The sequence below is a fragment of the Arthrobacter sp. Dra40 genome, assembly GCF_059091905.1.
On the sequence record NZ_JBNHHB010000037.1, the window covers coordinates 34996 to 47622 of the forward strand.

The 12627-nt window shown below is 66.7% G+C and carries 13 protein-coding genes; 5 read left to right on the plus strand and 8 right to left on the minus strand.

Going from position 1 to position 12627, the window contains the following annotated elements:
- Positions 1-45: 45 nt before the first annotated feature.
- The 6 genes from AC5RWT_RS16475 to AC5RWT_RS16500 all read right to left on the minus strand — a co-directional run bounded on the left by AC5RWT_RS16475 (position 46) and on the right by AC5RWT_RS16500 (position 6249).
- Positions 46-1062, minus strand: coding sequence for an alpha/beta hydrolase (locus AC5RWT_RS16475; RefSeq protein WP_494081077.1), 1017 nt, complete (start codon positions 1060-1062; stop codon positions 46-48).
- A 101-nt stretch (positions 1063-1163) separates the two neighbouring features.
- Complete coding sequence (locus AC5RWT_RS16480; protein WP_494081078.1) at positions 1164-1541, minus strand: hypothetical protein; 378 nt, start codon at positions 1539-1541, stop codon at positions 1164-1166.
- A 133-nt stretch (positions 1542-1674) separates the two neighbouring features.
- Positions 1675-2607, minus strand: coding sequence for a cytochrome b/b6 domain-containing protein (locus AC5RWT_RS16485; RefSeq protein WP_494081079.1), 933 nt, complete (start codon positions 2605-2607; stop codon positions 1675-1677).
- 177 nt (positions 2608-2784) lie between these two features.
- The gene (locus AC5RWT_RS16490; RefSeq protein ID WP_494081080.1) at positions 2785-3504 is read right to left on the minus strand and encodes a FadR/GntR family transcriptional regulator; all 720 of its coding nucleotides are present in this window, start codon (positions 3502-3504) and stop codon (positions 2785-2787) included.
- A complete protein-coding gene (locus AC5RWT_RS16495; protein WP_494081081.1) occupies positions 3501-4844 on the minus strand; it encodes an MFS transporter in 1344 nt (447 codons plus the stop codon). The genes AC5RWT_RS16490 and AC5RWT_RS16495 overlap by 4 nt, the downstream gene beginning before the upstream one ends.
- Before the next feature lie 190 nt (positions 4845-5034).
- Positions 5035-6249, minus strand: coding sequence for a glycerophosphodiester phosphodiesterase family protein (locus tag AC5RWT_RS16500; protein ID WP_494081082.1), 1215 nt, complete (start codon positions 6247-6249; stop codon positions 5035-5037).
- Between the two features lie 199 nt (positions 6250-6448).
- Between AC5RWT_RS16500 and AC5RWT_RS16505 the strand changes: the two genes are divergently transcribed.
- The 4 genes from AC5RWT_RS16505 (at position 6449) to AC5RWT_RS16520 (ending at position 10959) form a co-directional block, all read left to right on the plus strand.
- A complete protein-coding gene (locus AC5RWT_RS16505) occupies positions 6449-6832 on the plus strand; it encodes an RNA-binding S4 domain-containing protein (protein WP_494081083.1) in 384 nt (127 codons plus the stop codon).
- Positions 6833-6967: 135 nt separating this feature from the next.
- Positions 6968-8374 (plus strand): NAD-dependent succinate-semialdehyde dehydrogenase, encoded by a 1407-nt coding sequence (locus AC5RWT_RS16510; protein WP_494081084.1) that lies wholly within the window; start codon positions 6968-6970, stop codon positions 8372-8374.
- A gap of 264 nt (positions 8375-8638) precedes the next feature.
- On the plus strand, positions 8639-9769 hold the full coding sequence (locus AC5RWT_RS16515; RefSeq protein WP_494081085.1) for a fatty acid desaturase family protein: 1131 nt from the start codon (positions 8639-8641) through the stop codon (positions 9767-9769).
- A 125-nt stretch (positions 9770-9894) separates the two neighbouring features.
- Positions 9895-10959: an ATP-dependent DNA ligase gene (locus tag AC5RWT_RS16520; RefSeq protein WP_494081091.1), complete on the plus strand. Its 1065-nt coding sequence runs from the start codon at positions 9895-9897 to the stop codon at positions 10957-10959.
- 58 nt (positions 10960-11017) lie between these two features.
- Here the strand turns inward: AC5RWT_RS16520 and AC5RWT_RS16525 are convergent, their stop codons facing one another.
- Positions 11018-12043, minus strand: coding sequence for an LLM class flavin-dependent oxidoreductase (locus AC5RWT_RS16525; protein WP_494081086.1), 1026 nt, complete (start codon positions 12041-12043; stop codon positions 11018-11020).
- A gap of 27 nt (positions 12044-12070) precedes the next feature.
- Between AC5RWT_RS16525 and AC5RWT_RS16530 the strand changes: the two genes are divergently transcribed.
- The gene (locus AC5RWT_RS16530) at positions 12071-12208 is read left to right on the plus strand and encodes a hypothetical protein (RefSeq protein ID WP_494081087.1); all 138 of its coding nucleotides are present in this window, start codon (positions 12071-12073) and stop codon (positions 12206-12208) included.
- 129 nt (positions 12209-12337) lie between these two features.
- Here the strand turns inward: AC5RWT_RS16530 and AC5RWT_RS16535 are convergent.
- The coding region (locus AC5RWT_RS16535; protein ID WP_494081088.1) for a hypothetical protein at positions 12338-12627 on the minus strand (290 nt) is incomplete at its 5' end.

The following is a 12627-nucleotide window of genomic DNA, read 5'->3' on the forward strand; positions in this document are numbered from 1 at the left end:
GTGCGCCGCTTAGCAGGTCCGCAGAAAACTAGCCGGTCTGGGCAGTCAGCCGGTGTGCTGGCGGAGGAAGTGTACGCTGCGCTCCAGCGCCTGCCACGCTGCCTCCAGGTCCAGGTTGAACTGGAACTGGTGCCCCAGCCCGGCAGCCGTTTGGGGGAAAAATTCCTCGACCTTCGTGCCGTTCTTCTTCAGCTCCTTGACCAACGCCAGCGAGTGCGGCAGCAGCGGGTCGGTATTGCCCGCGGAGACGAAAGCCGGCGGGAACTTGTCGCTCACATACCGGGCAACCGACGCCAAGGCTATGTACGGCCGCTCCAGGTAATCCTTAGCCCCGGTGTAGGACCACAGCACAGTGCGCAGATAGTTCTGGTTCCCGGCTTGGTCCGCCCCGGTCAGCGACAGATCGTACGCGCCGCAGTGCAAGAGCACCGCGCGCAGCCGGTCCGGCGCCGTCGGCGAGGCGATGCCCAGCTTTTGGGCATACTCCGGGTCGGAGACCACCAGCGCCAACTGCGCCGCGATCTGTGCGCCGGCCGAGTCCCCCGCAAGCACCATCCGCTCGGTATCGATGTGCAGCCGCTCGGCATTGTGCTCCAGGTAGCGCAAGGCCGCTGCGCTCTGGCGCACCGGCGCCGGATAGCGTCGCTTGTGCGCCAGCGAATAGTCCACGCCAACGGTGGTGAAGCCATAGGAGGCCAGGATCCGCAGGTAATTGGCGACGTCGTTCTTGGTGCCGGAGATCCACGCCCCGCCGTGAATCCAGACGATCGTTGGCAGGCGCAACGCATCCCGCGCCGCCTCGTCCGGAAAGAACACGTCCAAGTAGGTGTGGCCATGGTTGCTCAGGTACTGCTGATCCAGGATCTCGCTGACGCCGTCCGGCACATGCCGGGCCATGGCGCGGGCGGTGCGCCGGCCGTCCCGCTCGGCCAGCACCCGAAGCAACACCGCCAGCGGCCGGGGGCTGAAGCGCAGCCAGAAGACCACGCCGCCGGCCAGGGCAGCCGGGACGCCGGCAATCACCGCAAGGGCAATCAGCGCGCGGCGGAAACGGACCTGCATGGCTGCCTCCTGATCGGCCGTAGTGAACCAATCGTGAGCCTGCCGTGCGCTCGGGGCAAGCCCCGGTTTTTGTCTCCCCAAAACGGCTGGGGGACGGCCCGTCAGCCGAGGGCAACCGCCAGGCTGAGCACGCCAAGCACCAGGGCCACCGGCGTCATGGTCCACCGCTCGGGCTTGCTGCGCGAGATGGCGTTCATCAGGACGCCCACGAACAGGTAGGCAGTCAGGACCCAGATCAACACCACGGACACGGTGTGCGGCAGGGCGTCCAGAAGCTGCGCCCGGTCCAGGATGATGATCCCAAAGAAGGCATAGAGGACCACCGAGACGGCGCTGCCAATTCGGAACTTGGCCGGCAGCACACGGTGGCTGCCTCCCCACGCGAACCGCCCCAACGGCATGCCCGCGGCAAGCAGGATCTGGAAGACGGCCAGCAGGGCAAGGACGCAGCAGGCGGCAACGGCCGCAACAGTGATCACGTGGGCAGTGTAGCCGTGCGGGAGCGCGGCGCCCGGCGTCGCGGCAACGGCTGCAGCGTGTCGCGGTCAGCGGGAGCTGATGTCCCGCCCGCAGGAGGCGACATTACTGGCCAGCCGGAGGTGGCCTTGTTGGTCAGCGGGAGGTGACCTTGCCGGTCAGCGAGGCGATCGGCCGCAGGAAGATCGGCCGGGCCAGGAACCACGCCGCAACCGTCACCGCGAGCGAGGCGGCGAAAATCCAGAAGCCGGCCCAACCGCCGTCGTCCGTTGCCGCATACATGTGGTTGAGGTTGCGTAAGGCGCCGGTGGCCAGCACCAGCGTCACGTGCACCACGATGAACGCCACGAAGTAGACCATCACCGGGAAGTGGATGGCCCGGGCGGCCTCGATCGGGAAGTACTTGTTCACCGCGGCCTTCTTGGGCCAGGCGGCCGAGGTCCGCAGGCCGGAAATGATGGCCAGCGGCGCCGCAATGAAGACGGTGGCGAAGTAGGTCAGCAGCTGCAGCGCGTTGTAGTTCACCCAGCCGTTCTCCAGCGGCCAGTCCAGCGAGGCGTACTGCAGCACGGCGGAAAGCGCGTTCGGAAAAATGTCCCAGCTCGTGGGCACAATCCGCATCCAGTGCCCGGTGGCGAAGATCAGCACCATGAACACGATGCCGTTGAGCACCCACAAGGAATCCAGCGTCAGATGGAACCAGAGATTCAGCGTGATCTTGGTCGGCTTGTTCTTGGTCTTGACCAGGCCCTTGTTGTTGCGCGTCCAATAGGCCGGCGAGCGCGCGCCGGTGCGCACCTGCAGCCCGGTACGGATGATCAGCACCAGGAAGAAGAAGTTGAGGAAATGCTGCCAGCCCAGCCAGGCCGGCAGCCCCACCGGGGCCGACTCGGGAAGTTCGGAGGTGCCCGGGTAGGCGGCCACGAAGTCCTGCACGCCGGGCATGGTCCGCAGCCACTTGGCCAGCAACACCAACAGCAACAGCACGACGACGGCGCCGGCCACTGCCGCGGTGATCTTCAGCCACGTCTTGCGCGTGCTTCCGGACGGTTTCGTCGAAGTGGACATTGCCAGCTTTCCTCGTTCCTGCTTCCCGTTCGTTCCGGGGTTCGTGATTCAAGGTACCCCGGCCGCGCGGGATCGTGCCACATGCCCCACCGGTGGCCGGTTGTGGCCTCCCCCATGTACTCCGCGGCCCGTGCGCAAAGGTGCCCGCGGCTGCCGGGCTGCCTGCCGCCGCAGGCCCTATGGCTTGCGCTGCGGCATCCATTCCAGGCAGTACTGCAGGTTGGCTATCACCGTCTGCGCCGCAGCATCGGCATCGCCCTCCGCGATGGCGTCCGCCAGGTCCTCGTGGCCGGCGCGCAGGCACCCATCGAAGCCGTCGCGCAAGCGCTGGGCCATCTTTGCCCCATGGAACACGTCGCCAAAACTGGAATAGAGCTCATGCAGCAACGGGTTCCCGGAGGCCGCGGCCACCGCTTGGTGGAAGTCCCAATCGGCGGCGACCCAGCCCTCCAGATCCTGCTCGACCCAGGCCTGCCGGCGCCGGGCGAGCATCTCCCGCAGCGCCGCTACCGCGCCGTCTTCCGCCGAAGTCGCCTCATGAGTCGCCTGAGCGGCCAGCCGGGCGGCCTGGGTGTCCAGGGCAAAGCGCACCTGCAGCACGTCCTCGTCGTCGTACTCGCGGTAGGCACGGCGGGCGGTGCCGCTGATCTCGTTGGTGGCCCGGACATAGGTTCCGTCGCCGCGGCGGACCTCCAGCATGCCGGCGTGGGCCAGGGCCTTGATTGCCTCGCGCAGCGTGCCGCGGGAGACCCCCAGGCTGGCTACCAGTTCCGGCTCCGGCGGGATCCGTCCGCCCAGCGGCCAGCGGCCCGCCACGATGGACTCGCGCAGCCGCGCGGTGACTTCCTCCGTCAGCGGCGGCCGGTGCAAGGGGCCCTGCCCAGGATCCGCGGTCATTTCCGTCCCTCCCGCACCAGGGAGCTGACGCCGTGCGCTAGCAGCAGTTGCAGCACCGCGCCGGCCACCAGCAGCACCAGCGGAACGGTCCAGTCCTCCAGCGCGTTATGCAGCAGGCCCAGGCCGAAAGGGCCCAGCGCTGCGAACAGGTAGCCCACGGATTGGGCCAGCGTGGAGAGCGCGGTGGTCTCCACGGCGTCGGACCCGGTGCGGCTGATCACCAGCATCAACAGCGGAAAGACGCCGAATCCCAAGCCGATCAGCACGGCGGGGACCACGGCCAGCTCCGCGGGCAGCACCAGCAGGGCCAGATAGCCGGCCAGCGAGGCGGCGCAGGTGAGCATGAAAGCCGGCCGCAGCAGGCCCGGCCGCGCTGCCATCGCCAGCAGCAGGACGACGGCGGGAATGGAGACAACCTGGACCAGCGCCAGCGTCTGCCCGGCCGCCGCCGGGGCCATCCCCCGGGAAATCAGGATGTACGGGAACCAGCCCATCACGGTGTAGACCAGCAGCGCCTGGATGGTGAACAGTCCGGTCAGCAGCAGGCCTTTGCGGGTGCGCAGCAGCGGCCACGGCGACAGGTGGCCGCGGGTCCCGGGAGCCAGCTGGCGCCGGCCCACAAACGTCATGGGCAGGAAGACCGCCAGCCCGACGACGGCCAGCAGCGCCCAGGCGGCCAGGCCGAGCAGCGGCGACTCCAGCTGCATGGCCAGCGGCACGCTGACTGCTGCGGCTACCGTTGCTCCAACGGACATGGAAATGGTGTAGGCACCGGTCATCGTCGACGGCCGGTGCGCGAAGTACTTGCGGATGAACGTCGGCATCGCCACGTTGCAGACCGCCAGCCCCGACATGGACACCACAGTGCCAGCCAGCAGGAAGCCGACGGACTCGATGCCGCGCAGCCCCAGCCCCGCGGCCAGCAGCGCCAGCGCCAGCGCGATGGCCCGTTCCAGCCCCATCCGGCTGCTCAGCCAGGCGGTCGCGGCTCCGGCCACTGCGAAGCACAGCACCGGGACGGTGGGCAGCAGCGCGGCGACCAGCGGCCCGTAACCCAACAACTGCTGCAGATCGTGGAACAGCGCCGCCGCGCTGGCAATGCCCGCCCGCAGGTTCAGTCCTATGAGGACGACGGCGGCCACCGCCGCCGTCATCAGCCAGCGGCGGTGGGCAACAGGAGCCGGCTCCGCGGTAGGATTTTGGGCCTGGGCCGGCTTTTGGGCCGGTTCCGGCAAGTGCAACTCCGGCACCAGGGCATCAGCAAAATCCACCGCCGGGACGTCATGGTCGTCGTCCTTCACACGCGGGGGAATCTCTGCCTTGGTCCGGTCCAATGTCATCCCTAAACATTAGACGTTTGACGTTTGTCGCGAAAGCCGGGTGATCACCGGGACTTCTGCAACCACGGTGGATCGGAGGACCGCGGGTGCAACAGAAGCCGGCACCACCGACCAAAACGAGGTCGGCACTTGGGGCGAGCTGGAAGCCCCCACCAAGCACCGACGTCGTTGTGGAAAAGGATGTTCTCCGTTAGTTGGCGAAGACGTCCTGCAGCTGCCCCTGCGGGCTCCACAGGGCCACCGAGTCACCGCCGTTGTTCAGGACGGATGCGGTGCCACCGTTGTAGTAGGCATCCGCACTGTTGGTGCCGGGACCGGTGTAGACGCGCAGCTCGGCACCCGGGGCAAGGACGTAGTCCTCGCCGATTTCCAGCACGTTGTTGGCGGCGTCGCGGATGATGTAGCCGCTGACGTCCAGGTTCTGCCCGGTGGCGTTGCGCAGCACCACGTGCTCGCCGGTCTCCGGCTGCACATCATTGCCGGCCGGATCGTTCACCGCACCAACGATCTCCACGGCGCCGGCTGGGAAGGGCTTCCGTCCGTCCAGGTAGCGGGCGGTCTGGATCGGGAAATCGCCGGTGACGGCGTCGACGCCCAGGTCGATGGAGTGCTGGACGGCCTCGGGCGAGTTGGCGGTGTACACGCCGATGACCAGCCCGGCAGCCTTGGTGTCGGCCACGTTCTGCGCCGTCAGGGTGCGGTAGTTGGTACCGACCGAATCGGCGAAGCCGGCCCAGGATTCCAGCACGGCCGGGCCCGGCACGGTGCTGGAGAGCTGCTGCAGCACAATCTCCGGAGCGATCTGGGCGAACGTGCGGTTGGAGGCCTCGTCGAAGCTGAGGACCTGGATCTTGTCCGCTGCCACGAGCTTCTTCCACTTGGCGTCGGTGTGCAGCTCGTCGGCGACCAGCTGCTCGATGCCCGGGGAGTTCTTCGGTGACTTGATCTCGATGTACACCCCGGTCTTCACCGTGGCGACCTTCGCGGCGTCATCCAGATGCGGGATGCGTTCGCCGGCGAACTCGGCACCGAAGTAGGACCCGGCGTCGAGCTGTTGCAGTTCATCCCAGGTAAAGGACGTGATCGGGTCGCCAGCGCGCTCCGGGAAGACCTCCTCCACATTGGTGGTCCGGGCGGGAGTGTCGTCATGGAACAGGAACGGCACGCCATCGGCGCTGAGCTGGACGTCGATTTCGAAGAAGTCGGCACCGGAGGCGCGGCCGTCCTTGAACGCAGCTACCGTATTTTCCGGAGCCGTACCGGCGGCACCCCGGTGGCCGATCAGCAGCGGGGCTTCTTCCTGACCGGCCTTGTTCTGAGCGCTGTTCTGTGCGCTGGCCGGGATGGCGGTGAGGGTGGCGCCGACGGCCACAGCCGCGACGGAGCAAGTCAATGTTCTGATCAAGCGAGATGCCATGGGAATGACGCCCTTCGTAGGTGATGTTCGTGCGGTTCCCCCTTCCGTCGAGCTTCACAGCGGTTGCGAACCTGCCGGCCAACTGGGTGTGAACAGCCGGTGAAAGGAAAAATCACATCCGACGGCGAACGGAAGGTCGCGGTCTGCCCAAGGGCTAGCATCGTGTCGGCGCTAGACTCGGAAGGGCATGAACACTTCAGCCACTACCCCGAGTTCGGTGCGCGTTGATGCGTGGCTGTGGGCCATCCGCGCCTACAAGACCCGCTCCGCGGCCACCGCCGCTTGCCGCGCCGGACACGTGCGCTTGAACGGCAATCCGGTCAAGGCCTCTCAGTCGGTGGTGCCGGGCGACACCTTGCGGGTGAGGCAGCCCGGTTACGAGCGGATCCTGGAAGTGCGCCGGCTGATCGCCAAGCGGGTGGGAGCCGAGGCAGCCTCGCATTGCTTTACCGACCACACACCGCCGCGTCCGGTGGCTCCGGCCCTGGGCATCCCGCAGCGCGACCGCGGCGCCGGCCGGCCCACCAAGAAGGACCGGCGGGACATGGAGAGGCTGCTCGGCGAACGCTAGGAAGCTCCAACCGGGCGCGCTCATGCCGTGAGCGTAACCCACTTCACAGAACCGGCCGGACGGTACAAGATGGAAGTCGGAGACGGCCACGCAGCCGTCCCTCTGATTCGTCATTATCTGAAGGAGACCAGGGCTGTGACCACCACTTCCCCCGCCGCTTCGTCCACCCAGCCGGGCTACCGTGTCCAAAACCCGTCCACCGGTGAGGTGGTAGCGGAGTTCCCCACCGCCACGGATGCCGAGGTCCAGGACGCCATCGCCAAGTCCCAGGCCGCCTACACTTCCTGGCGCGAGGTGCCGATCGCGGACCGCGCCAAGGTGGTGGCCCGCCTGGCTGAACTGTTCACCGAACGCGCCGACGAGCTCGCGGCGATTATCACCGAGGAGATGGGCAAGCCGCTCTCCGAATCCAAGGGTGAGGCAGAGTTCTGCACGGACATCTTCAGCTACTTCGCCACCGAGGGGCCCGCGCTGGCCGCGGAGCAGGAGATCAAGGCCATCGGCGGCGGCCGCGCCATGATCCAGCGGCTGCCGGTCGGACCGCTGCTGGGCATCATGCCGTGGAACTACCCGTACTACCAGGTGGCCCGCTTCGCCGCGCCGAACCTGGTGCTGGGCAACACCATCATCCTCAAGCACGCCGAAACCTGCCCGCGCTCGGCGCTGGCCATCCAGCAGATCATGGACGACGCCGGTGTCCCCGAGGGCGTGTACATCAACGTCTTCGCCAGCCATGAACAGATCGCCGACATCATCGCCGACCCGCGGGTCCAGGGCGTCTCGCTGACCGGCTCGGAGCGGGCCGGTGCGATCATCGGCGAGCTGGCCGGCAAGAACCTGAAGAAGGCCGTCTTGGAACTGGGCGGCTCCGACCCGTACGTGGTGCTGGATACCGACGACGTGAAGGCCACCGCCGCCGAAGCCTGGGCAACCCGGATCGAGAACACCGGCCAGGCCTGCAACTCCAACAAGCGCATGATCGTCATGGAGGACATCTACGACGATTTCGTGGCCGAGCTGACCAACCTGGCCAAGGACCTCAAGCCCGGCAACCCGGCCGAGGAACTCGAGGGCACCTTCGCCCCGCTGTCCTCCCGGGCGGCCGCCGAAGGACTGCACGAGCAGCTCATGGACGCGGTGAACAAGGGCGCCACCCTGCACGCCGGCGGCACCCTGCACGACGGGCCCGCCGCCTATCTGGCCCCGGCCGTACTCACCGACGTGACGCCGGAGATGCGTGCCTACCGCGAAGAGCTCTTCGGCCCGGTGGCCGTGGTCTACAAGGTCTCCAGCGACGAAGAAGCCCTGAAGCTGGCCAACGACACCGACTACGGCCTCGGCGGCGCGGTGTTCTCCACCGACGAGGAACGCGCCCGCAAGATCGCCCAGCGTCTGGAGGTCGGCATGGCCAACGTCAACGGCGTGGGTGAAGCCGCGGACCTGCCCTTCGGTGGTGTGAAGCGCTCCGGCTTCGGCCGCGAACTCGGCCCGCTAGGCATGGACGAATTCGTCAACAAGCGCCTCTTCTACATCGGCGACTAAACCCGTTCCTGAATTCCACTATTGAGCAGGCGCCCTTTCCACGCGTGGGAAGGGCGCCTGCTCATCTTTCGTTCCGAACAACGCTTCTCGGGCCACCCGCGCAGGCAGTTGCTTCCTCTGGGGGGAGCAACTGTCTGCCGGCACCGCCGTCGTCACTATGTCCGTATCTGGTGACAGGCGGTTCCAACAAGAGTAGATTCCAGAGACCGGTGCTCCTGCAGTATTTCTGCCGTACTGCCACCGGTTGGTTTCGAGGTATCCCGCATGGACTCCCAGCCCCAGTCGGCCGCGCCCATCTTCCCTGCTCCGGCCACCGAAGCTCCGGCTCCTAAGGCTCCCAAGGCTCCTAAGGCTCCGAACGACATTGCCGCCGGCTATCTGGCTTTAGCGGAAAAGATCAGACAATCGGGACTGCAGAAACGCCGCCGCTGTTACTACATCACCCTTTTCGCGGTCCTGCTGGCCCTGCTTGCCGCGGCCTGGACTGGATTCTCCCTGCTTGGCGACAGCTGGTACCAGCTGCTGATTGCGTCTGCGGTAGGGGCGCTGTTCACCCAGTTCGCTTTCCTGTCCCACGAGGCGGCGCATCATCAGGTGTTCAAGTCCAAGCGGGTCAATGAATGGGCGGCACGGCTGGTCGGCACCGGCCTCGTGGGCATCAGCTACGCCATGTGGATGCGCAAGCACACCCGGCACCACGGCTTCCCTAACACCGTGGATAAGGACCCGGACATTAGGACCGGGTCCATCGCGTTCCATCCGGATGCTGCGGCCGGGCGCCGCGGGGCCATGGCCCGCGTCACGCGGCTCCAGGGATACCTGTTGTTCCCGCTGTTGCCGTTCCTCGGCTTTAGCCTCTATGTGGATTCCTTCAAGTACCTGATCCGGCAGGACAAGGTGGAGCACCGCTGGCTGGAGCTGAGCATCCTCGCTGCCCGCGCCGCGGTGCTGCTCGCAGTTGTCTTCTGGTTGCTCCCGTTAGGGCAGGCGTTCGCGTTCATCGGCGTTCAGATGGCGGTTTTCGGCTTCTACATGGGGGCGTCGTTTGCGCCGAATCACAAGGGCATGCCGATCTATTCCAAATCCAGCCGGCCTGACTTCGTCACCCGCCAGGTGACAGCCTCCCGCAATATCCGCGGCGGCTGGATCATGGATCTGCTGATGGGCGGCCTGAACCGCCAGACCGAGCACCATCTGTTCCCTGACATGCCCCGTCCTTGCTTGAGCAAGGCGGCGCCGATGGTTCGCCAATACTGCCACGAACATTCGATTCCGTACACGGAGACCAGCCTGCTGGCATCATATGCGGCCATAGTCCGCTATCTGGGCGCTGTCGGAATAGCCGCTTCTGACCCGTTTCATTGTCCAGTGGCGGACATCTACCGCCGGGTCTAACGTCTCCGGACGGGCGGTGCAGGTACAGTTCCCGCAATGCCCGCCGGGATTCCTCCCGATCCTTTAACCTCACTTCTGTCCGCGAGGGCATGGACACTGGCATGGCCAACGCCGAGAATGGGCGCATGGACCTGCCGCTGATGCCGCCCGTATCGCCCATGCTGGCCAAGGGTGTGGCCAAAATTCCCGACAGCGGAATGAAGTACGAGCCGAAGTGGGACGGCTTCCGCTCGATCATCTTCCGCGACGGAGACACCGTGGAGATCGGCAGCCGGAACGAGAAGCCGATGACCCGCTACTTCCCCGAACTGGTGGAGGCTTTCCGCAAGCAACTGCCGGAGCGCTGCGTGGTGGACGGGGAGATCATCCTGGTGGGCGAGGGCGGTGACCGGCTGGATTTCGAGGTGCTGCAGCAGCGCATCCACCCGGCGGACAGCCGGGTCAAGCTGCTCTCGGTGCAGACGCCGGCCCGGTTCGTGGCGTTCGACCTGCTGGCCCTCGGCGACGAGGACCTGACCTCCCGCCCGTTCGAGGAAAGGCGGGCCGCGCTGGAGAAGGCGCTCTCCGCCGTCGTCAATCCCATCCATTTGACCCGGACCACGGATGATCCGGCGCTGGCCGAGAAGTGGTTCCACGAATTCGAGGGTGCCGGGTTGGACGGAGTGGTGGCCAAGCCGCTGGACGGGACCTACCAGCCGGACAAGCGGACCATGTTCAAGATCAAGCACGAGCGCACCGCCGATTGCGTGCTCGCCGGCTACCGGGTGCACAAGAGCGGCCCGGGCCGGGTGGGGTCGCTGCTGCTGGGCATCTACAACGACGACGGAACGCTGGTCCATGTGGGCGTGGCCGGGGCGTTCAGCATGAAGCGCCGCGAGGAGCTGTTCGAGGAGCTGCAGCCGCTGATCACCGATTCAAACAATCATCCTTGGAACCGGGAGCAGCACGAGGCCGGCGAGCGCACGCCGCTCACGTCCGAGGGCAGCAGGTGGAGCGGAGGCAAGGACCTGTCGTTCGTGCCGCTGCGGCCGGAGCGCGTGTTGGAGGTCAAGTACGACCATATGGAGGGCGAGCGTTTCCGGCACACCGCGCAGTTTGTCCGCTGGCGGCCGGACCGCGATCCGGAATCGTGCACCTATGAGCAGCTGGACGAGCCGGTCTCCTACGACCTGAACGACGTGCTGTTGTAGCCCGGCTCTGGTCCGCTCTGGCATCTCGCCATCTGCTGTATGGATGGGCATCGAGTGGCTAGCGCCAGCCGGCGGCCGGCGCCACGTGCTTCACGATGTTGCCCAGCAGCTTGGCGTTGTACGCAACGCCCAGGTAGTTCGGTACGGTCAGCAGCACCGTATCCGCCGCCTGCACGGCCTGGTCCGCGGCCAGGTCCGCGGCGATCTTGTCCGGCTCGCCGATGTAGCTCTTGCCGAACCGCGAGCGGGTGCCGTCCAGCATGCCGACCTGGTCATGCTGGTCAGCCTGGGCCCGCAGCCCGAAGTAACGGCGGTCCTCGGCGTCCACAACGGGCATCACGCTGCGGCTGACCGACACCCGCGGAACATGGGCATGGCCGGCCTTCCGCCAGGCCTCGTGGAACAGGTGGATCTGTTCGGCCTGAAGCTTGTCGAACGGCACGCCGGTGTCTTCGATCAGCAGCGTGGAGCTCATCAGGTTCATCCCTTGCTCGGCGGTCCAGACCGCAGTGGCGCGGGAGCCGGCGCCCCACCAGATCCGCTCGGGAAGCCCCGGCGAGACCGGCTCCACCGGGAGCATGCCGGTATGCCCGCCCTGCATGTGGTTCGGGTCCGCCGGAACCATACCGGCGCCGGTGATGGCGCGGCGGAACACGGTAGTGTGGCGGCGGGCCATGTCGGCGTCGGTCTCGCCCTCGGCCGGCCGGTACCCGAAGGCGGCAGCCCCGTTCAGTGCCGGCTCGGGCGACCCCCGGCTGATGCCCAACTGCAGGCGACCGCCGCTGATCAGGTCCGTCGCCGCGGCTTCTTCTGCCATATAGAGGGGATTTTCATACCGCATGTCGATGACGCCGGTGCCGATCTCGATCCGGCTGGTCCGCGCGGCGATGGCGGCCAGCAGCGGAAAGGGAGAGGACTGCTGGCGGGCGAAGTGGTGCACGCGGAAGTAGGCGCCGTCCACGCCGGCCTCCTCCGCGGCCACGGCCAAGTCGATGCTCTGCAGCAGGCCCTCCGCCGCGGTGGGGACGGGCGAGCCGACAGCCGGGCTCCAGTGGCCGAACGAGAGAAAACCTAGACGCTTCACATCCGGCTCAACACCGCCGGAGCCCCGGTGATTCCGCCACGGGGCCGTCCCGCGCGCGGGCTAGGCCTTGCCCGCGCGGACCTCGACCAGATCCAGGAGCCGGGCGCGCACGGTGCCCTCGGCGTCTCTGGTGTGGACGACGATTCCAGCCCCCTGCCGCTGTGAGGTTGATGCCTAAGCCGGCCTCAGCCATTCCACTTCACCAATCAAAACACCCCGTGCGCTCCTTGAGCCCACGGGGTGTTTCTTCCGTCCTGGCAATCACATGCTGGTCGCCAGGGTGACGTGCTGTGCCTACTTGCCGCCGCTAAGCGCCGCACATGCATGGGAATCTGAGACAGAAGCGACCTGAACCTTATCCATGATCGTCTGTAGCTCGGCCGGATCGGGCGTGGTCTCCTGCGAATCGGTAACAAAGGTGTAGAACTCGGCGTAGACCTGCTGGTTCGGGCTAACGACCTCTCCAAGGCGCTTGTATGAGCTCAGCATGTCCTCGGGCGTCTGCTCCGACGCATTCATGCTGGCCATTACGTCGCAGAAGTGCGCCGAAACGGTTCCCTCCGCCGTCGGGGTAGGCAGATCCT

What these genes read in the sequence shown, in the direction of transcription:
- AC5RWT_RS16475 (WP_494081077.1), bottom strand. Translation starts at nt 1,062, where the DNA reads ATGCAGGTCCGTTTCCGCCGCGCGCTGATTGCCCTTGCGGTGATTGCC.
- AC5RWT_RS16520 (WP_494081091.1), top strand. Translation starts at nt 9,895, where the DNA reads ATGGACCTGCCGCTGATGCCGCCCGTATCGCCCATGCTGGCCAAGGGT.
- AC5RWT_RS16490 (WP_494081080.1), bottom strand. Translation starts at nt 3,504, where the DNA reads ATGACCGCGGATCCTGGGCAGGGCCCCTTGCACCGGCCGCCGCTGACG.
- AC5RWT_RS16485 (WP_494081079.1), bottom strand. Translation starts at nt 2,607, where the DNA reads ATGTCCACTTCGACGAAACCGTCCGGAAGCACGCGCAAGACGTGGCTG.
- AC5RWT_RS16515 (WP_494081085.1), top strand. Translation starts at nt 8,639, where the DNA reads ATGGACTCCCAGCCCCAGTCGGCCGCGCCCATCTTCCCTGCTCCGGCC.
- AC5RWT_RS16495 (WP_494081081.1), bottom strand. Translation starts at nt 4,844, where the DNA reads ATGACATTGGACCGGACCAAGGCAGAGATTCCCCCGCGTGTGAAGGAC.
- AC5RWT_RS16505 (WP_494081083.1), top strand. Translation starts at nt 6,449, where the DNA reads ATGAACACTTCAGCCACTACCCCGAGTTCGGTGCGCGTTGATGCGTGG.